The sequence below is a fragment of the Acidovorax sp. LjRoot38 genome, from assembly GCF_964252975.1.
Lineage (GTDB): Bacteria > Pseudomonadota > Gammaproteobacteria > Burkholderiales > Burkholderiaceae_C > Acidovorax > Acidovorax facilis.
The window spans coordinates 1-21667 of record NZ_CAXUPT020000015.1 but is presented as its reverse complement, the minus strand read 5'-3'; the positions used below and the strand labels follow the sequence as shown (position 1 = coordinate 21667).

The 21667-nt window shown below is 63.9% G+C and carries 21 protein-coding genes; 13 read left to right on the top strand and 8 right to left on the bottom strand.

The window, feature by feature from the left end:
- Positions 1–129: 129 nt before the first annotated feature.
- Genes ACSQ22_RS21740 through ACSQ22_RS21725 form a run of 4 tightly spaced genes read right to left on the bottom strand, consistent with a single transcriptional unit; the run spans position 130 to position 3710 of the window.
- The gene (locus ACSQ22_RS21740; RefSeq protein WP_436131510.1) at positions 130–1563 is read right to left on the bottom strand and encodes a hypothetical protein; all 1434 of its coding nucleotides are present in this window, start codon (positions 1561–1563) and stop codon (positions 130–132) included.
- A 54-nt stretch (positions 1564–1617) separates the two neighbouring features.
- Positions 1618–2322, bottom strand: a complete 705-nt coding sequence (locus tag ACSQ22_RS21735; protein WP_436131509.1) for a response regulator — start codon at positions 2320–2322, stop codon at positions 1618–1620.
- 6 nt (positions 2323–2328) lie between these two features.
- Positions 2329–2964 carry a MarC family protein gene (locus tag ACSQ22_RS21730; RefSeq protein WP_055402029.1) on the bottom strand — a complete coding sequence of 212 codons (636 nt, stop codon included), beginning with the start codon at positions 2962–2964 and terminating at the stop codon, positions 2329–2331.
- Positions 2964–3710, bottom strand: coding sequence for an SDR family oxidoreductase (locus ACSQ22_RS21725; protein ID WP_436131508.1), 747 nt, complete (start codon positions 3708–3710; stop codon positions 2964–2966). Before ACSQ22_RS21725 ends, ACSQ22_RS21730 begins: the two co-directional genes overlap by 1 nt.
- Before the next feature lie 115 nt (positions 3711–3825).
- On the opposite strand from ACSQ22_RS21725, the gene ACSQ22_RS21720 reads away from it, so the two are divergent.
- Together ACSQ22_RS21720 and ACSQ22_RS21715 are read left to right on the top strand one after the other, a co-directional pair.
- Positions 3826–4515 (top strand): dienelactone hydrolase family protein, encoded by a 690-nt coding sequence (locus ACSQ22_RS21720; protein ID WP_055402028.1) that lies wholly within the window; start codon positions 3826–3828, stop codon positions 4513–4515.
- A 151-nt stretch (positions 4516–4666) separates the two neighbouring features.
- Positions 4667–5605, top strand: a complete 939-nt coding sequence (locus tag ACSQ22_RS21715; RefSeq protein WP_436131507.1) for an amidohydrolase — start codon at positions 4667–4669, stop codon at positions 5603–5605.
- Positions 5606–5643: 38 nt separating this feature from the next.
- Here ACSQ22_RS21715 and ACSQ22_RS21710 read toward each other — a convergent pair whose 3' ends face one another.
- Positions 5644–6759: a heavy metal sensor histidine kinase gene (locus ACSQ22_RS21710; RefSeq protein ID WP_436131506.1), complete on the bottom strand. Its 1116-nt coding sequence runs from the start codon at positions 6757–6759 to the stop codon at positions 5644–5646.
- Between the two features lie 55 nt (positions 6760–6814).
- Positions 6815–7498, bottom strand: coding sequence for a heavy metal response regulator transcription factor (locus ACSQ22_RS21705; RefSeq protein ID WP_436131505.1), 684 nt, complete (start codon positions 7496–7498; stop codon positions 6815–6817).
- 787 nt (positions 7499–8285) lie between these two features.
- Here ACSQ22_RS21705 and ACSQ22_RS21700 point away from each other — a divergent pair.
- Both ACSQ22_RS21700 and ACSQ22_RS21695 read left to right on the top strand, forming a co-directional pair.
- Positions 8286–9299 (top strand): porin, encoded by a 1014-nt coding sequence (locus tag ACSQ22_RS21700; RefSeq protein WP_057228604.1) that lies wholly within the window; start codon positions 8286–8288, stop codon positions 9297–9299.
- 271 nt (positions 9300–9570) lie between these two features.
- The gene (locus tag ACSQ22_RS21695) at positions 9571–11121 is read left to right on the top strand and encodes a tetratricopeptide repeat protein (protein WP_436131504.1); all 1551 of its coding nucleotides are present in this window, start codon (positions 9571–9573) and stop codon (positions 11119–11121) included.
- Positions 11122–11195: 74 nt separating this feature from the next.
- Here the strand turns inward: ACSQ22_RS21695 and ACSQ22_RS21690 are convergent, their stop codons facing one another.
- Both ACSQ22_RS21690 and hemB read right to left on the bottom strand, forming a co-directional pair.
- Positions 11196–12326 carry a magnesium transporter CorA family protein gene (locus ACSQ22_RS21690; protein ID WP_436131503.1) on the bottom strand — a complete coding sequence of 377 codons (1131 nt, stop codon included), beginning with the start codon at positions 12324–12326 and terminating at the stop codon, positions 11196–11198.
- A 58-nt stretch (positions 12327–12384) separates the two neighbouring features.
- The gene (gene hemB, locus ACSQ22_RS21685; RefSeq protein WP_121421995.1) at positions 12385–13392 is read right to left on the bottom strand and encodes a porphobilinogen synthase; all 1008 of its coding nucleotides are present in this window, start codon (positions 13390–13392) and stop codon (positions 12385–12387) included.
- A 326-nt stretch (positions 13393–13718) separates the two neighbouring features.
- Between hemB and ACSQ22_RS21680 the strand changes: the two genes are divergently transcribed.
- The 9 genes from ACSQ22_RS21680 to ACSQ22_RS21640 form a co-directional block, all read left to right on the top strand.
- Entirely contained in the window at positions 13719–14147 is a 429-nt protein-coding gene (locus ACSQ22_RS21680; RefSeq protein WP_121507830.1) for a CopD family protein, read from the top strand.
- 12 nt (positions 14148–14159) lie between these two features.
- Entirely contained in the window at positions 14160–15257 is a 1098-nt protein-coding gene (locus ACSQ22_RS21675; RefSeq protein ID WP_436131502.1) for a VanZ family protein, read from the top strand.
- A gap of 55 nt (positions 15258–15312) precedes the next feature.
- Entirely contained in the window at positions 15313–15672 is a 360-nt protein-coding gene (locus ACSQ22_RS21670; RefSeq protein WP_121421997.1) for a (2Fe-2S) ferredoxin domain-containing protein, read from the top strand.
- Positions 15673–15768: 96 nt separating this feature from the next.
- A complete protein-coding gene (locus ACSQ22_RS21665; RefSeq protein ID WP_436131501.1) occupies positions 15769–16422 on the top strand; it encodes an alpha/beta hydrolase in 654 nt (217 codons plus the stop codon).
- A 119-nt stretch (positions 16423–16541) separates the two neighbouring features.
- Positions 16542–17711 (top strand): D-alanyl-D-alanine carboxypeptidase family protein, encoded by a 1170-nt coding sequence (locus ACSQ22_RS21660; protein ID WP_228897628.1) that lies wholly within the window; start codon positions 16542–16544, stop codon positions 17709–17711.
- Between the two features lie 258 nt (positions 17712–17969).
- Positions 17970–18347, top strand: a complete 378-nt coding sequence (gene rpsL, locus ACSQ22_RS21655) for a 30S ribosomal protein S12 (RefSeq protein ID WP_007851137.1) — start codon at positions 17970–17972, stop codon at positions 18345–18347.
- Between the two features lie 172 nt (positions 18348–18519).
- On the top strand, positions 18520–18993 hold the full coding sequence (rpsG, locus tag ACSQ22_RS21650) for a 30S ribosomal protein S7 (RefSeq protein ID WP_005798541.1): 474 nt from the start codon (positions 18520–18522) through the stop codon (positions 18991–18993).
- A 151-nt stretch (positions 18994–19144) separates the two neighbouring features.
- Entirely contained in the window at positions 19145–21247 is a 2103-nt protein-coding gene (gene fusA, locus ACSQ22_RS21645; RefSeq protein WP_055401687.1) for an elongation factor G, read from the top strand.
- 222 nt (positions 21248–21469) lie between these two features.
- Positions 21470–21667: GTP-binding protein (locus ACSQ22_RS21640; protein WP_421561726.1), on the top strand; the 198-nt coding region annotated here is incomplete at its 3' end.

The window sequence follows — 21667 nt, the reverse complement described above, 5'->3', positions numbered from 1 at the left end:
CTGTCTCTCCCTCCGTTCGGGCTGATCCAGTCGAAGCCAAAGCGCTGCTCGCAAACAGCCTTTCGACAGGTTCAGGGCGTATGGGGTTGGTTTGAGGCATGTCGCGAATCAGGCAATTCGGCTATGCACTCAGTCGCGCAGGCGAACGCGGTAGGTCGGGGACCGGCCTGGGTTCTGGGTCTGCTTTTCGCGGCCTTCAAAGACCAGGCTGCTGTCAGCCGCGTCCCATTGCATCGGCTGCAGGGTGTAGGGGTTGCGCAGTTCCTGCGGCGACTGCGCCAGCCAGGCGGGCATGTCCGCCAAGGAGATCTGCTGTGCAGCTGCGCGGCGTTTCAAGAGCACAAGACGGCGATAGCCGTCCATGTCTGCAATCCGCTGCATGTAGCCTAGATAGCTGGGCATTCCGGTTGCTGCCATGCACAGGCCTGCAGCGTTGCGCAAATGCTTCCAGGGTGAACATGCCTTGTCTTCGTCCCACTGGTGCATGGCATTGGAGAACGCAGCCTCCACGTGGTGCGCTGGCAGGCTGCTGATGGCTTGAATCTGTTGCAGGTAGCCGATAGACAGATTGAGCGTTTGCTTGGGCAGAAAGGCCCAATTGCTCGCCCTGTTCAAAGGGCGCTGGAACCATGCGGAGGGCTCACCCCAGGGCCCAGTGAACAAGCCCGGGTCTTTGAGGGAGTAAAGGACGCTGGCGACGAAATGCATTTCGCCTTGCAGAGCCTGGTGCAAAGAGCTCGGCGGGGTGGCGAGCAGAAGTTCGACCTCCTTGAGTACGGATGGAGGTGTCTGCAGCTTCCCGTGTGTGATCGCATCGCTGAACCATCGCAGTTCACGGTGCTGCATGGCCAGCGCGATCATGGAAGCAATCAGGCTGTTGGAACTGCTTGCCAGGCGACTGCGCACCTGAACGGCTTGGCGGACGATGTCCATGGCCTGCCGTGGTTGCCCACGCATCCATTCCAGCGATGCCTGGGCCAGCCAGAGTTCATGGGCACGCACCAATCGCGCATACGGAGGGAATTCAGCCAGCAGGAAAAAAGGGGCGGGGTTGCTGAACTGCGGTGCAATGGCCGCTGCCGTCACCCGTTGCAACAGAGCGTGGTGGGTCTTCCTTAAGGCCAGCACTTCATCGCCACGCTTCGCGAACCAGGCAAAACAATCCGGTTCGCCGATCGGGCAGCGCAGCCAAGTTGGCAGCACATCCTCGCTGGCGCTCTCTGCAGCGATGGCGGGCGGCATCCCGTCCTGTTGGTCGCCGTGGACCTCCACCCAACGCCTGCGCTCGATCTCGCGCTCCAGACGCTGGCGGCCCAGTGCCATGGCGTCTTCGACGGCATCGCTCCCGACAGGTGCGTCCAGCCCCATGAGGATCAGATAGCCGTTGCCCTGCAGGGACTGCTCGGTGGGCGGAGTGTAGTGCGCCGCCTGTTGGGCCGCCTCACTCAAGGCGTCATCGTTCCAGTTTGCAGCGATCAGTGCGGCCAAGCCCACAGCGGCAAATCCCCCCAGGGCCAGCATCAGCCAGCCCAGTCCTTTCAAGCAGCGGCGCAGGAATTTCATTTAAAAATGATAGCTGTCAGCTCTTGATGGATAAGCACTGGCGGCAATTTTGCTTCAGATGTCAACACAGTACCCCATGCCCCGGTGTGTGCTGATGTACTCGCGCCCCGGGTCCACCTCGCGCAGCTTGGCGCGCAGGGTCTTGATATGGGTGTCCACCGTGCGGTCGGTGCTCTCGCTGTCGTCGCCCCAGGCAGCGGCCAGCAGCGCGTCGCGCGAATGAATGCGGCCTGCGCCTCGCAACAGGTGGGACAGCAGGCGGTATTCGCGCCGGGTCAGCGGCAGGGCCTGGCCGCGCAGGCTGATGCGCTGGCCCGTCTCGTCGTCGTGGAACAGCGCGGCGGCCGTGGCGGCGGGCATTGCCGGGTGGCCGTTGCCGTTCCCGTTGCCCGCGCGGCGCAGCAGCGCCTTCACGCGTGCCGCCAACTCGCGCGGGCTGAAGGGCTTGGTCAGGTAGTCATCGGCGCCCAGCTCCAGGCCCAGCACGCGGTCGATTTCTTCGCCGTGGGCGCTGAGCATCAGCACGGGCAGGACGGCCGTGGACGCCGCGTTGCGCACGTCGCGCAGCAGGTCCAGCCCGCTGCCGTCGGGCAGGCCCACGTCCAGCACCAGCAGGTCAAACCGTGCGCTCTGCAGCTGCTGGCGCGCGTCGTGCACCAGCAGGCTGTGCGTGACGGTCAGGCCATCGCGCTCCAGCGCATAGGCCACGGTGCGGGCGATGGCGGGATCGTCTTCGAGCAGCAGCAGGCGGGCGGACATGGAGGGTCAGCGTGCGACGAGGATGGGGAACAGCTTGCCCAGCCCGTCGGCCATCACTTCCACGGCCAGCGCAGCCAGAATGAGGCCCATCAGGCGGGTCATCACATTGATGCCGGTTTTGCCCAGCACGCGCGCAATGGGGTCGGCCAGCGCAAAGCAGACGGCCGTGGCCAGCGCGATGACCACGCCGTAGCCCACCAGCGCGGCGTGCTGCCAGAAGGTCTGGGCGCGGTCGGCATAAATCACCACGGTGGACATGCTGGCCGGGCCGGTGAGCAGCGGAATGGTGAGCGGCACCACGGCAATGCTGCTGCCGGCGGCGGCCTTTTCGGCGCCTTCTTCGTATTCGTTGGTGCTGGGCTTTGCCTCGGCGGGCTGGGCGTTGAGCATGTTCATCGCGCTGATGAGCAGCAGCATGCCGCCGCCCACCTGGAAGCTCTGCAGCGAGATGTTGAAGAAGTCGAGGATCTGCAGGCCCAGCAGCGCACAGGCTGCAATCACGCAGAACACGCTGAAGCTGGCCACCTGTATGGTGCGTCGCCGCTGCGGGTACGAAAAGCCCTGCGTGTAGTGGATGAAAAACGGCACGATGGCCAGCGGGTTCACGATGGCCAGCAGGGTGATAAGAGGTTTCAGGTCCATCAGCGTCCTCCAGAGACTTCAAGCAATGACATGGTGGTGTAGGGCGACGCATCCGACATCAGCCATACGATGGCCTCGGCCACTTCTTCGGCCGTGCCGCCGCGTTGCATGGGCACCTGGTGGGCCAGGTCGCGCACGCGGTCGGGCAGGCCGCCGCTGGCGTGGATGTCGGTCTCGATCAGGCCCGGGCGCACGGCGTTCACGCGGATGCCTTCGGCGGCCACCTCGCGCGCCAAGCCCATGGTGAAGGTGTCGATGGCGCCCTTGGCCGCCGCGTAGTCCACATACTGGTGGGCCGAACCCAGGCGTGACGCGGCGCTGGAGACGTTGACGATGGCCCCGCCAGCGCCGCCATGGCGCGTGCTCATGCGGCGCACAGCCTCGCGGGCGCAGACAAAGCTGCCGATCACGTTGATATCGAACATGCGGCGCAGGCGCGCCACGCTCATTTCGTCCACCCGCTGGGTGGTGTCCACCACGCCCGCGTTGTTCACCAGGGCGGTGATGCGCCCGAGTTGTGTATCCACGGTGGCAAACATGGCCAGCACCTGGGCCTCGTCGGCGACATCGGCCTGCACGGCCAGCGCGGTGCCGCCTGCGGCGCGGATCTGCTGCACCACTGCATCGGCGGCGGCCTGGTTGCCTTGGTAGTTCACCGCCACCGCCCAGCCCTGGCGCGCGGCCAGTTGGGCGGTGGCGGCGCCAATGCCTCGGCTGGCGCCGGTGATTAAGACGATCTTGTCCATGAAATCAGGGTCTCCTGCAAGAATGGCGCATTGGAACAGGTTCTGGGTGCTGCGGGCAGCGGTTTGCAGCAGGCACACCTCCACTCCGGCGCATTTTTATCAAGGAGATTGCAGCATGGGACAGTTTGTCGATCTGACTTCGGGTGACGGTTTTGTATTTCCGGCCTGGGTGGCCCAGCCCGATGCCGCACCGCGTGGCGCCGTGGTGGTGCTGCAGGAAATTTTTGGCGTGAACTCCCACATTCGCGCCGTGGCCGACCGCTTTGCGGCGCGTGGCTACCTGGCGGTGGCGCCTTCGACCTTCCACCGCGTGAAACCCGGCGTGGACCTGGGCTACACCGGCGACGACATGCAGGCTGGCATGGGCCTGAAAGCGGCGGTGGAGGCGCTGCCCGCACCTGGCGTGATGCCCGACATCCAGGCCGCCATCGACTACGCCGCCGCGCAAAGCGGCCGCAAGGTGGGCATCGTGGGCTTTTGCTGGGGTGGGCTTCTCACTTGGCGCGCGGCCTGTACGCTCACCGGCCTGTCGGCCGCCGTGCCCTATTACGGTGGTGGCATGACCAGCCCCGACGAAGCCGCGCGTCAGCCGCGCGTGCCTGTGCTGGCTCACTTTGGCGAGCGCGATCACTGGATCCCCGTGGACAGCGTGCAGGCCTTTGCCCGCGCGCAGCCGGGAGCCGAGGTGCACATCTACGCCGCCGACCATGGCTTCAACTGCGACCAGCGCGGCAGCTACGACGAGCCTGCGGCCATGACGGCACGCGACCGCACCCTGGCGTTCTTCGACAAGCACCTCGCATGAATTGGAATCCCCCCTGAGTCGCTGCGCGCCTTCCCCCAGGGGGGACGACGCCCTCGCTGCGGGGCGGCCCTTGCTTGGCGTCTCTGGCGGGGGCGCGCCCATTGCAGGCGCCAGGGCGCAGCGATGAACTGCTCAATGTTTGGAGACCGCCATGGCGAGTTCGACGTATATCCAGGTTTTGAGGCAAATTTGGCCGCTACCGCTTGCCTGTAAATCGATAGCAGCTATTGTTTTAATAGCATTTGGATTTCAGGCCCACGCGGCCGACTACACCGGCCCCCTGTTCGATGCGCACCTGCACTACAACGAGGAAGCGTGGGACGGCAAAACCGGCCCCCACCCGCCCGCTGATGTGCTCGCGCGCATGAAGGCCAGCGGCGTGCGCGCCATCGTTGCCAATTCGCGGCCCAACGCGGGTTCGCTCACGCTGGCGGGCCTGCCGCAGACGCGCGAGGCGGGTGTCACCGTCGTGCCCTTTGTGCGGCTGTATCGCAACCGGGCGGACTACACCGGCTGGTTTGCCGACGAGAGCATCTACACCATGGTGCAGACCGAACTGGCGCGCGGCACGGCGGCCGGGCCGTACCGGGGCATTGGCGAGTTCCACCTGTACGACAGCGCCAACGCCAACGGCCCCGTGGCCCAGAAGCTGATGGTCCTGGCCGAAGAGCGCGACCTGGTGGTGCTGGCCCATGTGGACGATGTGGCCATCGACCTGCTGATGGCCCACACGCCCACCAAGGGCCAGAAGCTCCGCCTGATCTGGGCCCACACCGGCATCGGCGGTACGCCCGTGGAGCGGGTGGATGCGCTGATGGCGCGCTACCCCGGCCTGGTGGGCGAACTCTCGTACCGCCCGGGCCTGGTCTGCGACGACAACCAGCTGTGCCCCGCCTGGCGTGCGCTGCTGCTCAAGTACCCCACGCGCTTCGTGATCGGCTCGGACACCTGGGTCAACCAGCGCTGGCAGCACTACGAAAGCCTGATGCAGGGCTACCGCCAGTGGCTGGGTCGATTGCCTACCGATGTGGCGCGCAAGGTGGCGTGGGACAACGGGGCGGGGTTGTTCGGCGTCCAGGCGCCGCGCTGATCTTGCGACCCAAGGTCCCAGCCCGATCGCACCCCGTGCTACCGGCTGATGCGCCCGCGTGATGGCCCAGCCTCCGGTGCACGCGGCGGTGGTGGCGGGAACCACAGGGTGAACACCGTCGGATGGCCTGGGGCGCTGCGCAAGTAGACCAAGCCTCCATGCAATTCCATGGTGCTTTTTACGATGGCCAGCCCCAGGCCAACGCCGGGCGCTTGTTCGTTGCTCGGACTTTCAACCCGGTATGCGCGTTCAAAAATCCTGGCCTGGTGCTTGAGGGCGATGGGTTCGCCCTCGTTAGAGACCGAAATATGGCAGCCGCCATTTGATGCCACCGATCCTGAGAGCACAACCGTGCTGCCTGGGCGGGCGTGGCGAATGGCATTGGTCAGCAGGTTGCCGGTGGCGCGGGTGAGCAGGGTGTCATCAGCCCAGACGTGGGCGCTCTGGTCTACCTGGAGCGCCAGCTCCAAACCCCGCTCCTGGGCGAGCAGTTCGAAGAAGGCTGCGATGGCCCCCAGCCGTTGCTCCAGCGGGATGAAGGTGGCATGAACGGCGCTTTGCTGGCTCTCGGCGCGCGCGAGGAAGAGGATGTTCTCGATCATCCGCCCCATGCGCTCATACGTTGGAACGGCCGACTCGATCACCGCACGGTATTCGTCCGCACTGCGGGGACGGTCCAGCGTGACTTGCGCGACCATCAGGAGACGGTGGATGGGAGTGCGCAGATCGTGCGCAATGTCGGACGACACACCCGACAGGCGGGTGAAGGAATCCTCCAGCCGGTCGAGCATGTGGTTGAACGCCCGGGCCACAGGTTCCAGCTCGGCAATGTTGTTCTCGGGTGCCAGCCGTTCGTGCAAGGCCTGGGCGCTGATGCGGTTGGCCGTGTTGGCCAGGCGGTGGGCCGAGGACAGGATGAGCTTGGCGGTGCACCATGCGAAGAGGCTCGCGGCCAGCGCGCCGACACCCAGCGTGATGGCAAACACACGCCATGAGCGCAGGGCAAAGGCATGGCCCCGCGCGTGCAAATCCTCTGCAGGGATATGGACCATGCCTCCGTTGCTGGCGAGCAGCGGCAGGAGGTCGTTGAAATCCTGGCCCAGCAGGTAGATCACCATCCAGAAGCTGGCCGTGATCAACAGCAGGGTGATCAAAGAAATTGCCAGCGCGATCTTCAGGGGCAGAGAGCGACGCAGAACGGACCGCGCCTTAGGCGCTGTTTCGGAGTTCGAGGACATAGCCGACGCCCCTGACGGTGTGAATGAGCTTCTCCGCGAAGGGCTCGTCGATCTTGGCCCGCAGTCGGCGCACCGCCACATCAACCACATTGGTGTCGCTGTCAAAGTGCATGTCCCACACGTTCTGCGCGATCAGGGTGCGCGATACGACCTGGCCGGCATGGCGGGCCAGATAGTCCAGGAGAACAAACTCCTGGGTGGTGAGGTCAATGCGCAGCGCGCCCCGTTTGACGCGCCGGCGCGCGGTATCGACTTCCAGCTCGCCCACGCGCAGCAAGCCCTCTGGTGCGGACATGGGTGCACGGCGGCGCGCGACCACCTGGATGCGTGCCAGCAGTTCGGAAAATGCAAAGGGCTTGACCATGTAGTCGTCGGCACCCAGCAGGAGCCCCTTGACGCGGTCTTCGACCTCGTCGCGGCCCGATATGAAAAACACCGGTGTCTGTTGCTGTGTGCGAATGCCCTGCAGCACATCCCAGCCGCTGGCGCCCGGCAGCCCCACGTCGAGCAGTATGAGGTCGTAATGCCCTGAGGTGGCCAGGTGCAGGCCTTCCACACCGTCGAACGCCGTGTCTACGACATGGCCATGCTCGGTCAAGCCCTTGTACAGGTAAGCAGCGGTTGATCGTTCGTCTTCAATGGAAAGCAAGCGCATGTGACGAGATCCCGGCGGTTTCTCAAGGGACAGAAAAGGTGGAGTGCAGACGGATGGAGGGAAGCTGCGGATTGACTTTGGTGGATTGTTGAAGGTGTGTGTGGATTTGAGAAGCTTGCTGGATCGAAATGCACTGTTGCGAATTCACGAACAGTCGTGAGTGCTTGTCTGCGGTCTCGCGGGAGGATTGGTCTGGAGCGCGACCATGATCCTCGCGGATGCTTCGGGTGCGCCGTTTGCGCTAGGGATCCTCTGCACGAATCGAGCGGCAAGTGGGCGCTGCGGATCGGGATGGGCTGCAAGGCGCAAAACGCAGCAATAGCCGCAGCTATTGCGAGTATTTGCAACGCCGCAGACCGCCCGAGACTGCAGCTGCACACGGCGCGGTGATTTGTGCAGAGGGTCCCTAGCCCTTGCGCAATCAGCGGTTGTGTCTCCTCACCCGCTTTCGCGACAACCTTTCGGGCCGTGGTGTTTGCAGCCGGTCTCTGCTTTTGCAGCGGTTTTGCAAGTCCAGGCTATCTATCTATTGCACACCGTGTCTGGCGTACCCATCCCGCCAAACCGCTGTGTGCCTCCCGGGGATCGCCAACAGCCTTTCAGTCCGGAGGGAATGTGGCACCTGTGAAACGGCGTTGTCCCAAACCTAGGGGGGGGCGCATGCGTGTCCCCCGTGGTTGCGCTCTGCGGTCTGTGGGCACGAGGGTGCAATGCCTACGCTTGCACCATGTCCTGCCAACAAGGCGTGGGACATGACTCCGATTGAACCCACTTAACAAGGATGACCATGAAAAAATTCGCCACATTGGCTGTGCTTGCAGCCATCAGCGCAACCTCTTATGCACAATCGTCTGTCACGCTGTTTGGCGTGGCCGACGTGGCGGTTCAGGTGGGCCGCGGCAGTGAGACGAACCGGACCAGCGTGGGCAGCGGTGGTCTGGCTTCCAACCGCCTCGGTTTCCGAGGTATTGAAGATCTTGGTGGTGGCATGAAGGCTGGCTTCTGGCTGGAAGCCGGGTACAACCTGGACGACGGTACAGGCGTCGGCAACACCTTCAACTTCAACCGTCGCTCGACCATCAGCTTGATGGATGACCTCTGGGGCGAAGTTCGCCTGGGCCGTGATTTCACTGCGACCTACAACAACATCTATGACGCATTCGGCGACAACGGCGTCGGCGCTCTTCTGAAGACGACTTCGCTGGGCAGCAACTACGGCTACGCCATGCAGACGCGTACCAGCAATTCCGTGTCGTACTTCACGCCCAGGAATCTGGGTGGGTTCTTTGGCCAGGTGCAGTACTACCGTGGCGAGGCCGCCAATGGCTCCAATGACGGCAATGGCTATGGGTTGCGCGCTGGCTATGAAAACGGCCCCCTCAATGTGGGCGTGAGCTACGGCTCGGTGTCCAGCCTTGGTGCGTATGGCGACGTGACGAATGCCAACATCGGAGGTTCTTACGATTTCGGTGTGGCCAAGCTGCTGGTTGAAGCTGGGCAGGATGAGTCCAAGGCCCGCGACGAGAAGGCTCGCCACTACATGATCGGTGCGACGGCTCCCGTGGGCAGCGTTGGCCTGGTCCGCGCTTCGTGGTCCCGCGTCAGCGTTCAGGACACCAATGTGCAGGCGAACAAGTTTGCCGTGGGGTACGTGCACAACCTGTCCAAGCGCACTGCCCTGTACACCACCTTTGCGTACCTGAAGAACAAGAACGGTTCTGCGCTTGCACTGAACGGTGCCAAGACCAGTGCAGGTGACAACTCCAAGGGCCTGGACTTCGGCCTGCGCCACACGTTCTAAGACCCCAGGCGGTCTTCCTCTTGCCCATTGCGATGGGCAATTGTCTCCAAGGTAAACGATTGGCCCGCATCCCCCAGGGGATGCGGGCTTTTTTGCATGGGTCGCGGGCAGGCCAGGCGGTTCATTACAGAGATGTCATGTGCGCGCAATCCCGCTGTCAGGCGTGCGTTTCTATTCTTCAAACCTGTCCAAAGCAGGGGGTGTTTGCCAGTTTGCGTGCCAAAAGCCGCTTTGGTGTGCCGCCCCCGCAACACGTTGAAGAGAGCCAAGCATGCGCCGACAAGACATTCAATTGCTGACCCTGGCCCGCCAGGGCGATCCCGCCGCCCGCAGCAAAGCGGGCCGACGTTATTTGGTGGGGGGCGATGGCTTCCCGCGCCATGTGGCCACGGGGATCGAGTACCTCTCACACCCCAGCGTCCGTGAGCTGCCAGAAACCGCGTGTGCCATTGCAGAGAGTTTGCCGCTGCAGGATTTGCTGGACCTGAAACAGGAAGATGCATTGCACAAGGCTGCCGCTGCGGGAAGCCCCTTGGCGCAGTTCAAGCTGGGCGTGTGGATGGCGTTGACGCGCAGCTCCGTCACGGCGGGGCAGTCGTGGCTGGAGACTGCCGCCGCAGCCGGGCACGTCGAGGCCTGCCAAGTCATGGCGGCCGTGGAAGGTGCACGCTCGGACCGCGCCCTGGAGGCGATGGTGGAATCGATCCAATCCAGCGCCGCAGTGGACGTGGTGCAGGTCGCGGTGATCGCTGCGCGCCAGGCGCGTGAAGAAGGGGGACTGGACCAGCTGGTCGATTGCCTGCGGGTGGCGCTGATGGTGGCGCCGCGCTTGACACACGCCCTGTCGGATCTGGTCGTGGCGGCGGTCTTGTGGGCCGAGCGCGAGAAACACTCCTTGCGCGGGCTGGCACCTGACCAGATTGAGGCCAGCCTGGAGCTGGCTGTCGTACGCGGGGATCGGGACGCTGCGTGCCTGCTGGGCCGTGCGCGTTGCGGAATTGACAGCGGCACGCTGGCGCCAGCGCGGCTGGCCACGTCGCTGAACCTGCGCAAAGGCGTGGCCTTGTTGTTGCGCGCTGCGGACGCGGGCCGGGACGATGCATGGCTTGCCTTGTACGCGACGCATGCAGACCACCGCTCGTCGGTATCCAACCCGCAGATGGCCCGCTTCTTCCTGGAGAAAGCGGCAATGGCCGGGCAGTCCGAGGCGCAGCGCAAGCTGGGGGCTTTGATACTGCGCGCGTCGAACTCGGTGGTGGAGTCGGAGCAGGCCATTGCGTGGCTGCATGTCGCTGCCAACCAGGGCGATGCGCACGCGCAGCGCCTGTTGGGCTCACTGGTGCTTCCGCTGCAGGGGAGTGAATCCGTGGCGCGCGAGGCGATTGAGCAAGTGCGTCAAGCCGATCCCTGGCTGGCCGTGCGGCTGACGCTGGCGCGCGACTTCGGTTTGACCAAGCTGGAAGCCTTGAGTGTCGACCCTGTCGAGGGCCGTCGGCCATGGGGGTTGCTGGTGGGGCAAAACCCGTTTATCGCGCAGGCCCGTTTGTCCGCACCGCGTGCCGTGCCGGCATTGACACCCCTGGCGCTGCAGAACCTGGCGCGCGCGGCAGCATTGTTCGAACAATCGCGCGGTGACGGCAATGCCTTTGAGGGGGATCTGCGCCGCCGCTCGGTGCGCCAGCGGCGGGTATTTGAACGCCTCCATTTGTCCGAAGACCTCTTTTTTGCTACCGCTTCCTCGCGCAGGCTGGAGGCCTTCCGTCTGGGGCCGAAATGGGCTTTTCGCGCACGACAACCACTGGCCCTGGCGTTGGCGGGTTGACGGCTGCGTGGACTCTGGTGCGAAGAACGTCTGGCTGTGAGAGCTTCGTCAGCTGAGTGCCTTCGCGAGCATGGTCACCTCGTCCTCGCCAGATACCGCTTGCGCCAGAACAGCATCACCAGCGACAGGGCGATGAAGACCATCGAGCCCAACGCCCACCAGAACCCATCGGCCTTGTGGATGAGCGGCAAGAACTCGAAGTTCATGCCGAAGATGCCCGCTATCAGATTGAGCGGCAGGAACACGGCGGTGAGCGCCGTGAGCGTGCGCATGATGTCGTTGGTGCGGTTGCTCTGCACGCTGAAATGCATCTGCACGGCGGTTTCGGTGCTCTGCTCCAGCCGCCGCACGTGGTGCACCACGCGCTCGATGTGCTCCAGCACGTCGCGGCTGCGCACCTTGAGCAGGTCCAGCTCGCGCAGGCCAGCCGGGGTGTCGGGCAAGGCCCAGGTTTCCAGCGCATCGATCCAGTCCTGCACGGCGGTGCGCTGGTCTTCGCAGATCTCGTCGAGCTTGTGCAGGGCCAGCCGTGCTTCCAGCAGCGAACTCCAGTTCACATACCGCGCCCGGGGCTTGAGCAGCTCGTTTTGCCAGTGGTCGAGCTGGCGCGTGAGTTCGCGGCGCAGGTCCAGATAGCGGTCCACCATCATGTTCACCACGCGCAGCATCAGGTCGGCCGGGCTGGCGGGCACGCGGGCGCCGGGCGCGGGGCTGCTGCGGCCTTCGGTGCCGTTGCTGGTGGGTAGCGATGCCAGCAGACGGGCCGCATAGGCGTCGCGCACTGCGCAGTCTGCGGGGTGTACGGTCAGCAGCAGCTGGTCGAACACCGCAAACCCCACCGGGCTGGTGTCGATGCGGCGCAGCACCGGTGGGCCGCTGCGTTTGAGTGGGCTGGCGGGGCTATCACCTTCCACGGGCGAGTCGACGGTGTCGCCCTGCGCGGTGGCCAGGCGGCGAAACACCAACAGGTCATATTGCGAGGTGTAGTCGTAGTGCGAGGGCAGCTGCGCGTTGAGCAGGTCGGACACGTGCAGGTCCACCAGCTGCAGCCCCACCAGGGTTTGCAGGCGTGCCTGGATCTCGGCCAGCCGCGCCTGGAAGGCGGGGCGCCCGCAGGCGATCCAGACAAAACCCTGGGCGGGCATCTGAGCGGGCAACGCGGTCAGCTCCTGCACGCCGCCGTTGTGGATGTGGAAGATGCGCATGAACCCGGTTTTGAATGAAAAGTGCCTCTAGCGCTTGTCCATAAAGCGCTAGTAGCTATTATTTTGTTAGCAAGCGAGCCGCGTCGCGCGCAAAGTAGGTCAGCACGCCATCGGCACCGGCGCGCTTGAAGGCCAGCAGGCTTTCCATCATCACGGCGTCGTGGTCCAGCCAGCCATTGGCGGCAGCGGCCTTGATCATGGCGTACTCGCCGCTGACCTGGTAGGCGAAGGTGGGCACCTTGAACTCGTCCTTCACGCGGCGCACGATGTCCAGGTACGGCATGCCGGGCTTGACCATCACCATGTCCGCGCCTTCGGCGATGTCGATGGCCACCTCGCGCAGGGCTTCGTCGCTGTTGCCGGGGTCCATCTGGTACACATTCTTGTCGGCCTTGCCCAGGGCGCCACGCGTGCCCACGGCGTCGCGAAAGGGGCCGTAGAAGGCGCTGGCGTACTTGGCGCTGTAGGCCATGATGCGGGTGTGGATATGGCCCTGCACCTCCAGCGCCTCGCGGATGGCGCCGATGCGCCCGTCCATCATGTCGCTGGGCGCGACGATGTCCACACCCGCCTCGGCGTGCGTGAGCGCCTGGCCGGTGAGGATCTCCACCGTCTCGTCATTGATGATGTAGCCGGTCTCGTCCAGCACGCCGTCCTGGCCGTGGCTGGTGTACGGGTCCAGTGCCACGTCGGTCATCACGCCCAGGCCGGGGAATTCTTTCTTCAGCGCCCGCACCACGCGCGGGATCAGGCCGTCGGGGTTCAGGGCCTCTTTGCCATCGGGCGTCTTGAGCGACGGGTCGATCGCCGGGAACAGCGCCAGCACCGGAATGCCCAGCTTCACGCAGTCTTCGGCCACGGGCAGCAGCAGGTCCAGGCTCAGGCGGTCCACGCCGGGCATGGAGGTCACGGCCTCGCGGCGCTGGCTGCCTTCATGCACAAACACTGGGTAGATGAGGTCGTGCGGCGTCACAGCGTTTTCGCGCACCAGGTTGCGGGTAAAAGCATCGCGGCGCAGGCGGCGCGGGCGGTTCTGGGGGAAGGGAGCGGGGCTTTGGAGGTGCATCGCGAGATTATCTCCCTGAGCCGCTGCGCGGCTCCCTCGGGGGACGCACCCCCTGGACCGGCGAAGCTGGATCCACGGGTGCACTGGCATGGGGCGCGCCGGTTTCAAACACCATTGCGACGCCTTCTCACCTTGGAAATGCCGCTTGTAACACCCGATGCCCGGTGCTAAATTGGCGCCGGGCGGCTTGCCGCCCCCCGCTTTCCCTCCCTGAGCGGGGCCTCGGGTTGCAGCGATGCAAAACAGGCTTTCCCGGCCCGGCGGATTTGCCGGGCTTTTTTTTGGTGCGGCCTCGTGTGGCCCGCACGGGCCCTTAAACTGCCTCCATGCTCTGGGTCAAAGCCTTTCACATCGTCTTCGTGGCCAGCTGGTTTGCTGGCCTTTTCTATCTGCCGCGCATCTTCGTCAATCTGGCGATGGTGGCGCCGGGCTCGGCCGCCGAGCGCGACCGCCTGCTGCTCATGGCACGCAAGCTTTTGCGCTTTACCACGCTGCTGGCCGTGCCTGCGCTGGCGCTGGGCCTGTGGCTGTGGATGGGTTACGGCATCGGCTGGGGCCCCGGCAATGGCTGGATGCACGCCAAGCTTGCGGTGGTGCTGCTGGTGATCGGCTACCACCACGCCTGCAGCGTGGTGCTGCGCAAGCTGGCCGACGGCACCAGCCGCAGGAGCCATGTGTGGTTCCGCTGGTTCAACGAGGCTCCCGTGCTGATGCTGGTGGCCGCCGTCGTGCTGGTAGTGGTCAAGCCGTTCTAGGCCCGCACGCAGGTGTCCAAGACCTCCGCCTGGCCTCTTGCGCTGATCTATACAGCGCTCATCGTCTTTGCCAGCCTGTTCCCGTTTGACGGCTGGCGCGCCCAGGGCATTGACCCCCTGGTCTTCCTGCTGGCGCCGCTGCCCCCGCCGTACTGGACGGGTTTTGACATTGCCACCAATGTGGTGGGGTATGCCCCGCTGGGTTTTCTGCTGGTGCTGGCCATGCTGCGCTCGGGCTGGGGGCGGGGCGCGGTGCTGCTGGCCACGCTGGTGGGCATGCTGCTGTCACTGGTCATGGAGTTCCTGCAGATCTACCTGCCCCGGCGTGTGCCCTCCAATCTGGACTTGCTGCTCAACGCGGCGGGCACCCTGGCGGGGGCGCTGAGCGCCGCGCTGCTGGAGCGCCTGGGCGCCATCGACCGCTGGAGCGATTTCAAGGGCCGCTGGTTTGTGCAGGACGCCAGCGGCGCCATCGTCCTGCTGGCGTTGTGGCCGCTGGCGCTGCTGTTCCCGGCGGCGGTGCCGTTCGGGCTGGGGCAGGTGCTGGAGCGGCTGGAAGCGGCGCTCATCGAGGTGCTGGCCGACACCCCGTTTCTGGACTGGCTGCCGCTGCGCGAGGCTGCGCTCGACCCGCTGTCGCCCAGTGGGGAGCTGCTGTGTGTGACGCTGGGCCTGCTGGCCCCGTGCCTGCTGGGCTACTGCGTGATCCGTCATGTGGGGCGGCGGGCGCTGTTTGCCCTGGGGGTGGTGGCCGTGGGTGTCACGCTCACCGCGCTGTCAGCCGCCCTGAGCTGGGGCCCCGTGCATGCCTGGGAATGGATGGGCTTGCCGACGCGCGTCGGCGTGTGGGGGGCGCTGGCGCTGGCGCTGCTCCTGCTGGCCCTGCCCCGGCGTGCCTGCGCTGCCGTGCTGCTGGTGGCCCTGGTCTGGCACCTGGCGCTGCTCAACCAGGCGCCCACCAGCGCCTACTTTGCGCAGACGCTGCAGATCTGGGAGCAGGGCCGGTTCATCCGCTTTTACGGCCTGGGCCAGTGGCTGGGGTGGCTGTGGCCCTACGCCACGCTGATCTACGTGGTGTTTCGGGTGTCGCGCAAGGAAGGCTCCTCCTGAGTCGCATTCAGCGCCGCGCCGACATCGTGGACGCGTGGGTTCGTAAAATGCAGCCATGAGCGACACCACCCCCGCACCGGCCGCAGCGCCCGGCTACTACCAGCGCCACATCTTCTTCTGCCTCAACGAACGCACCAACGGCGAGGACAGCTGCGCCCACCACAACGCCCAGGCGGGTTTTGACCGCTGCAAGGCCCAGGTGAAGGCGGCAGGCCTGGCGGGGGCCGGCAAGGTGCGCGTGAACAAGGCCGGCTGCCTGGACCGCTGCGCGGGCGGCCCTGTCGCGGTGGTCTACCCCGAGGGCACCTGGTACACCTATGTGGACGCGGCCGATATCGACGAGATCGTCGAATCGCACCTCAAGAACGGCCAGGTGGTGGAGCGTCTGGTCACACCGGCGGAACTTGGCCGCTGAATACGCCTCCATCCGTCTCGTTGTTTTTTTTGAATGATTTTGGCTGCTAGCGCTTATCCATCAAGCGTAAATAGCTATTAAATTGGTAGTAAACCCGTGAATGCCCAGACCGAACGCCTGACCCTGTCCGGCCCCGCAGGCGCCATCGAGGCCGTGCGTGACGCTGCCGCGTTGGGCGACGGTGCTGCTGTGCCCCGTGGCGTGGCCATCATTGCCCACCCCCATCCGCTGTTTGGCGGCACCATGGACAACAAGGTGGTGCAGACGCTGGCGCGCGCCTTTGTGCAGTGTGGCTGGACGGCCGTGCGTTTCAATTTTCGCGGCGTGGGCGCCACCGAAGGCGTGTACGACGAAGGCCAGGGCGAGCTGCAGGACCTGCTGGCCGTGGTGGAGCAGGTGGCGCCCGCTGCCGCTGGCCAGCGGATTGCGCTCGCGGGATTCTCGTTTGGCGCATTTGTCACCAGCCATGCGCTGGCCGCCCTCTGGCCGCAGGGTCGCGTGGACCAGGCGGTGCTGGTGGGCACGGCAGCCAGCCGTTTTGCCGTTGCCCCGGTGCCGCCCGATGCCCATCTGCGCACCCTGGTCGTGCACGGCGAGCACGACGACACTGTGCCGCTGGCCGCTGTGATGGACTGGGCGCGGCCCCAGATACTGCCTGTCACAGTCATTCCCGCAGGGGGGCATTTCTTTCACGGACAATTGCCGCTTCTGAAAAATCTGGTGGTGCGCCACCTGCAATCGCGAGGCTGAGCCACTCAAGCCTGCGTCTGACTTTGGGTTGGCTTCAACCCGCCCCTCCTGGTCGCCTCCCAGCAGTTTCTGCTGTTTCTTTTACCTCTTTTCCGAGCCTTTCCAGCCCCTTATCGCCCATGAAACGAATCCTGTCCGCGCTGCGATCCCTGGCCGTCTTTGCTGCCGTGGCCCCTGCCGCTTTCGGCGCCTATGCCCAGGCGCCCCAGCCTCCTGAAATTGCCGCGCGCACTTATATGCTGGTGGACGTCACGGCCAGCCAGGTGCTGGCCGCCAAGGACATTGACGCGCCGGTGGAGCAGGCTTCGCTCACCAAACTCATGACGGGCTATCTGGTGTTTGACGCGCTGCGCGCCAAGAAGATAACGCTGGACCAGAAGTTGCCCGTGAGCGTGCGTGCCTGGAAGATGCCTGGCTCGCGCATGTTCATCGACCCCAAGATGCAGGTGCCGGTGGAAGACCTCATCAAGGGCATGATCGTCCAGTCCGGCAACGATGCCACGGTAGCGCTGGCGGAGGGCGTTGGCGGCACGTACGAAAACTTCGTCAAGCTCATGAACGACCAGGCCAAGGCCCTGGGCATGAGCGGCACCAGCTACAAGAACCCCGAAGGCCTGACCGAGCCCGGCCACCTCACCACGGCGCGCGACCTGTCCGTTCTCGCCACGCGCCTGATGAAGGATTTCCCGGAGTACATGCACTACTACTCCACCAAGCAGTACAGCTACCCCGGCACGCCTGCATCGAACGGCAGCAATCGCAATTCCCTGCTGTTCCGCGATCCGACCGTGGACGGCCTCAAGACCGGCCACACCGCAGCCGCAGGCTACTGCCTCGTGGCAACGTCCAAGCGTGAATTCCCCGGCGTGGGCCAGCGCCGCCTGCTGTCTATCGTGCTCGGTGCCGCCAGCGAAAATGCGCGCGCCAACGAAAGCCAGAAGTTGCTGAACTGGGGCTATACCGCGTTTGAAGCCGTCAAGCTGTTTGACGCCGGCAAGCCCGTCGCCACGCCCGCTGTCTGGAAGGGCACGGAAAACACCCTCAAGATCGGCCGCGATGAGGCCATCGTGGTGACTGTGCCCGCAGGCAGTGCAGGCAAGATCACCACCCAGATTGCGCGCCCCGACCCGCTGGTTGCTCCGTTCACCAAGGGGCAGTCTGTGGGCGCCCTGAAGGTACTCCTGGGCGAACAGGCTGTGGCGGAAGTGCCGCTGGTCGCGCTGGAAGGCGTGGAACAGGCGGGCATCCTGGGCCGTGCGTGGGATGCCATCCGGCTCTGGATAAAGTAGCAGGAACATCCCCCTCAGGCGCTGCCGCGTCTTCACCCCTTCCCGAACAGCGCAGCCATTCGGGAAGGGGGTGCCGCCAGCGCGGCGGTTCTGGCTTGCCGCGCGCTTTCGGCGGCTTTTGGTCTCCATCTTGAGCCTGGGTTTCCGAGGAAAACCGCGTAGCGCTTGCCCGTTCAAGGCCTTGCTGCTACATTAGAAGGCTTTTCGGAAATTCCGAAGGGTTTCACGTTTTCGTTTTTTACGTTTAGGGACGTATTCATGCCAACCATCAATCAACTAGTCCGTCAGGGGCGCGAGGTCGAAAAGATCAAGTCCAAGAGCCCTGCGATGGAAAACTCTCCCCAGCGCCGCGGCGTGTGCACCCGTGTGTACACCACGACGCCTAAGAAGCCTAACTCCGCTCTGCGTAAGGTTGCCAAGGTGCGCCTGACCAACGGTTTTGAGGTCATTTCCTACATCGGCGGTGAAGGCCACAACCTGCAAGAACACAGCGTGGTGCTGGTTCGTGGCGGTCGTGTCAAGGACTTGCCCGGTGTGCGTTACCACATCGTGCGTGGTTCGCTCGACTTGCAAGGCGTGAAAGACCGCAAGCAGTCGCGCTCCAAGTACGGTGCCAAGAAGCCCAAGGCCAAGTAAGCCCTGCGCTTTTGCACAAAAGAATTTTCGGTGCTGTCTCCCGCGTGGCGCGGTGAAGCAGCGTAGTGGCCCCAAACGCAGGTGTTCTGCGCGGGTCGAGTAAGTGGGGGTCCTTGATTGGCTCTCGCGGTGTCTGAAAAGATGCCAACTGAAGCAAAGATAGAGGTAAAAAATGCCACGTCGTCGCGAAGTCCCCAAACGTGAAATCCTGCCGGATCCCAAGTTCGGCAATGTAGAGCTGTCCAAATTCATGAACGTGATCATGGAAGGCGGCAAAAAGGCGGTTGCAGAGCGCATCATTTATGGCGCCCTGGAGCTGATCGAGAAGAAGCACCCTGACAAGGACCCGCTGGAAGCCTTCACTGTTGCCATCAACAACGTGAAGCCCATGGTCGAAGTGAAGTCCCGCCGCGTGGGCGGTGCCAACTACCAGGTGCCTGTGGAAGTGCGCCCTGTCCGTCGTCTGGCTCTGTCCATGCGCTGGATCAAGGAAGCCGCCCGCAAGCGCGGTGAGAAGTCGATGGCCCAACGCCTGGCCAACGAACTGCTGGAAGCCACCGAAGGCCGTGGCGGCGCCATGAAGAAGCGTGACGAAGTGCACCGCATGGCCGAAGCCAACAAGGCATTCAGCCACTTCCGCTTCTAAATCGACGAACTGCCCTCGTCGCCAAGCGCAAGGCTGCCGGCAATTTTGCCTGCAGCCTTGTGGCGATTGAGGTGGTCACAAAATTGACGGGTCGCAGCGCCACAATGCTGGGCCCTTCCCCTGAATAACACGACCCATCCAAGGATCCACCATGGCTCGCAAGACTCCCATCGAGCGCTACCGCAATATCGGTATCTCGGCCCACATTGACGCTGGCAAGACCACGACCACCGAACGTATCCTGTTCTACACGGGCGTGAGCCACAAGATTGGCGAAGTGCACGACGGCGCTGCCACCATGGACTGGATGGAGCAGGAACAAGAGCGCGGCATCACGATCACCTCGGCTGCCACGACCTGCTTCTGGAAGGGCATGGACAACTCCTACGAGGAGCACCGCTTCAACATCATCGACACCCCCGGTCACGTGGACTTCACGATCGAAGTGGAACGTTCGATGCGCGTGCTTGACGGCGCCTGCATGGTGTACTGCGCCGTGGGTGGCGTGCAGCCCCAGTCGGAAACCGTCTGGCGCCAAGCCAACAAGTACAAGGTGCCTCGCCTGGCCTTCGTGAACAAGATGGACCGTACCGGTGCCAACTTCTTCAAGGTCTACGAGCAGATGAAGCTGCGCCTGAAGGCCAACCCTGTGCCCGTGGTGATCCCAATCGGCGCCGAAGACAAGTTCACCGGCGTGGTCGATCTGCTGAAGATGAAGGCCATTCTGTGGGATGAAGCTTCGCAGGGCATGAAGTTCACCTACGAAGAAATTCCAGCCGATCTGGTCGCATCCGCCAAGGAATGGCGCGAGAAGATGGTGGAAGCCGCTGCCGAAGCCTCCGAAGAGCTGATGAACAAGTACCTGGAAGAGGGCGACCTCTCCGAAGCTGAAATCAAGTTCGGCCTGCGTACGCGCACCATCGCCACGGAAATCCACCCGATGCTGTGCGGCACCGCGTTCAAGAACAAGGGTGTGCAGCGCATGCTGGACGCCGTGATCGACTACCTGCCAGCACCGACGGACATCCCTGACGTGACGGGTACCGATGAAGACGAAAACCCCGTCACCCGCAAGGCGGACGACAGCGAGAAGTTCTCGGCCCTGGCATTCAAGCTGATGACCGACCCGTTCGTGGGCCAGCTGACCTTCGTGCGTGTGTACTCCGGCGTTCTGAGCAAGGGCGATACCGTCTACAACCCCATCAAGGGCAAGAAGGAACGTATCGGCCGTATCGTGCAGATGCACGCCAACGAGCGCCAGGAAGTCGAAGAAATCCGTGCCGGCGACATCGCTGCCTGCGTGGGCCTGAAGGACGTGACGACCGGTGAAACGCTGAGCGACATCGACTCCCAGATCATTCTGGAGCGCATGGTGTTCCCTGAGCCTGTGATCACCCAGGCCGTGGAACCCAAGACCAAGGCCGACCAGGAAAAGATGGGCATCGCACTGCAGCGCTTGGCTGCAGAAGATCCATCCTTCCGCGTGAAGACCGACGAAGAATCGGGTCAGACGCTGATCGCCGGTATGGGCGAGCTGCATCTGGAAATCATCGTGGACCGCATGAAGCGTGAGTTCGGTGTGGAAGCCAACGTGGGCAAGCCCCAGGTGGCCTACCGTGAAACCATCCGCAAGACGGTAGAAGAAGCCGAAGGCAAGTTCGTGCGCCAGTCCGGCGGTAAGGGCCAGTACGGCCACGTCGTGCTCAAGATCGAACCCAACGAAGCCGGCAAGGGCATCGAGTTCGTCGACGCGATCAAGGGTGGTGTGGTTCCTCGCGAATTCATCCCGGCCGTGGAAAAGGGTATCAACGAAGCCGTGACGCAAGGCGTGCTGGCTGGCTACCCCGTGGTGGACGTCAAGGTCACGCTGCACTTCGGTTCGTACCACGATGTGGACTCGAACGAACTGGCGTTCAAGATGGCTGCCATCTTCGGCTTCAAGGAAGGCTGCCGCAAGGCCGGCCCGGTCATTCTGGAACCCATGATGGCTGTGGAAGTGGAAACGCCGGAAGACTACGCTGGTACCGTGATGGGTGACCTGTCCTCTCGCCGTGGCATGGTCCAGGGCATGGACGACATCCCGGGCGGTGGCAAGGCCATCCGCGCTGAAGTGCCGCTGTCCGAAATGTTCGGCTACTCGACCTCGCTGCGCTCCGCGACGCAAGGCCGCGCTACGTACTCGATGGAATTCAAGCACTACAGCGAAGCACCGCGCAACGTGTCTGAAGCCATCATGGCTGCACGCGCCAAGTAAGCGCGTCGAGTGAAAGGTCTGCCCTGGGCAGGTCTTTCCTCTTTGTTTTTAAGTCAGATTGGCTGTTAGCGCTTCTCTATAAAGCGCTAGCAGCTATTAAAACAGTAGCAAAATTCTTGCAATCTGCGACCCGGTGCCGTCCTGTTGCCCTGTGCGGGACGAACCAGCAATCGGGTGCAGACGTTAAACCCCAACACAGGCATTGCTCTTTGGAGATTCAAAATGGCAAAAGGTAAATTCGAACGGACCAAGCCTCACGTCAACGTGGGCACAATCGGCCACGTGGACCATGGCAAGACGACGCTGACGGCAGCCATCGCTACCGTGCTGTCCGCCAAGTTCGGCGGTGAAGCCAAGGCATACGACCAGATCGACGCAGCGCCCGAAGAAAAGGCCCGCGGTATCACGATCAACACCGCC

Excerpts from the sequence above, each read along its gene's own strand:
- ACSQ22_RS21715 (WP_436131507.1), top strand. The coding sequence starts at position 4,667 with ATGGCGAGTTCGACGTATATCCAGGTTTTGAGGCAAATTTGGCCGCTA.
- fusA (WP_055401687.1), top strand. The coding sequence starts at position 19,145 with ATGGCTCGCAAGACTCCCATCGAGCGCTACCGCAATATCGGTATCTCG.
- ACSQ22_RS21670 (WP_121421997.1), top strand. The coding sequence starts at position 15,313 with ATGAGCGACACCACCCCCGCACCGGCCGCAGCGCCCGGCTACTACCAG.
- rpsG (WP_005798541.1), top strand. The coding sequence starts at position 18,520 with ATGCCACGTCGTCGCGAAGTCCCCAAACGTGAAATCCTGCCGGATCCC.
- ACSQ22_RS21730 (WP_055402029.1), bottom strand. The coding sequence starts at position 2,964 with ATGGACCTGAAACCTCTTATCACCCTGCTGGCCATCGTGAACCCGCTG.
- ACSQ22_RS21720 (WP_055402028.1), top strand. The coding sequence starts at position 3,826 with ATGGGACAGTTTGTCGATCTGACTTCGGGTGACGGTTTTGTATTTCCG.
- ACSQ22_RS21735 (WP_436131509.1), bottom strand. The coding sequence starts at position 2,322 with ATGTCCGCCCGCCTGCTGCTGCTCGAAGACGATCCCGCCATCGCCCGC.
- ACSQ22_RS21740 (WP_436131510.1), bottom strand. The coding sequence starts at position 1,563 with ATGAAATTCCTGCGCCGCTGCTTGAAAGGACTGGGCTGGCTGATGCTG.
- ACSQ22_RS21705 (WP_436131505.1), bottom strand. The coding sequence starts at position 7,498 with ATGCGCTTGCTTTCCATTGAAGACGAACGATCAACCGCTGCTTACCTG.
- ACSQ22_RS21695 (WP_436131504.1), top strand. The coding sequence starts at position 9,571 with ATGCGCCGACAAGACATTCAATTGCTGACCCTGGCCCGCCAGGGCGAT.
- hemB (WP_121421995.1), bottom strand. The coding sequence starts at position 13,392 with ATGCACCTCCAAAGCCCCGCTCCCTTCCCCCAGAACCGCCCGCGCCGC.
- ACSQ22_RS21680 (WP_121507830.1), top strand. The coding sequence starts at position 13,719 with ATGCTCTGGGTCAAAGCCTTTCACATCGTCTTCGTGGCCAGCTGGTTT.
- ACSQ22_RS21660 (WP_228897628.1), top strand. The coding sequence starts at position 16,542 with ATGAAACGAATCCTGTCCGCGCTGCGATCCCTGGCCGTCTTTGCTGCC.
- ACSQ22_RS21690 (WP_436131503.1), bottom strand. The coding sequence starts at position 12,326 with ATGCGCATCTTCCACATCCACAACGGCGGCGTGCAGGAGCTGACCGCG.
- rpsL (WP_007851137.1), top strand. The coding sequence starts at position 17,970 with ATGCCAACCATCAATCAACTAGTCCGTCAGGGGCGCGAGGTCGAAAAG.
- ACSQ22_RS21725 (WP_436131508.1), bottom strand. The coding sequence starts at position 3,710 with ATGGACAAGATCGTCTTAATCACCGGCGCCAGCCGAGGCATTGGCGCC.
- ACSQ22_RS21700 (WP_057228604.1), top strand. The coding sequence starts at position 8,286 with ATGAAAAAATTCGCCACATTGGCTGTGCTTGCAGCCATCAGCGCAACC.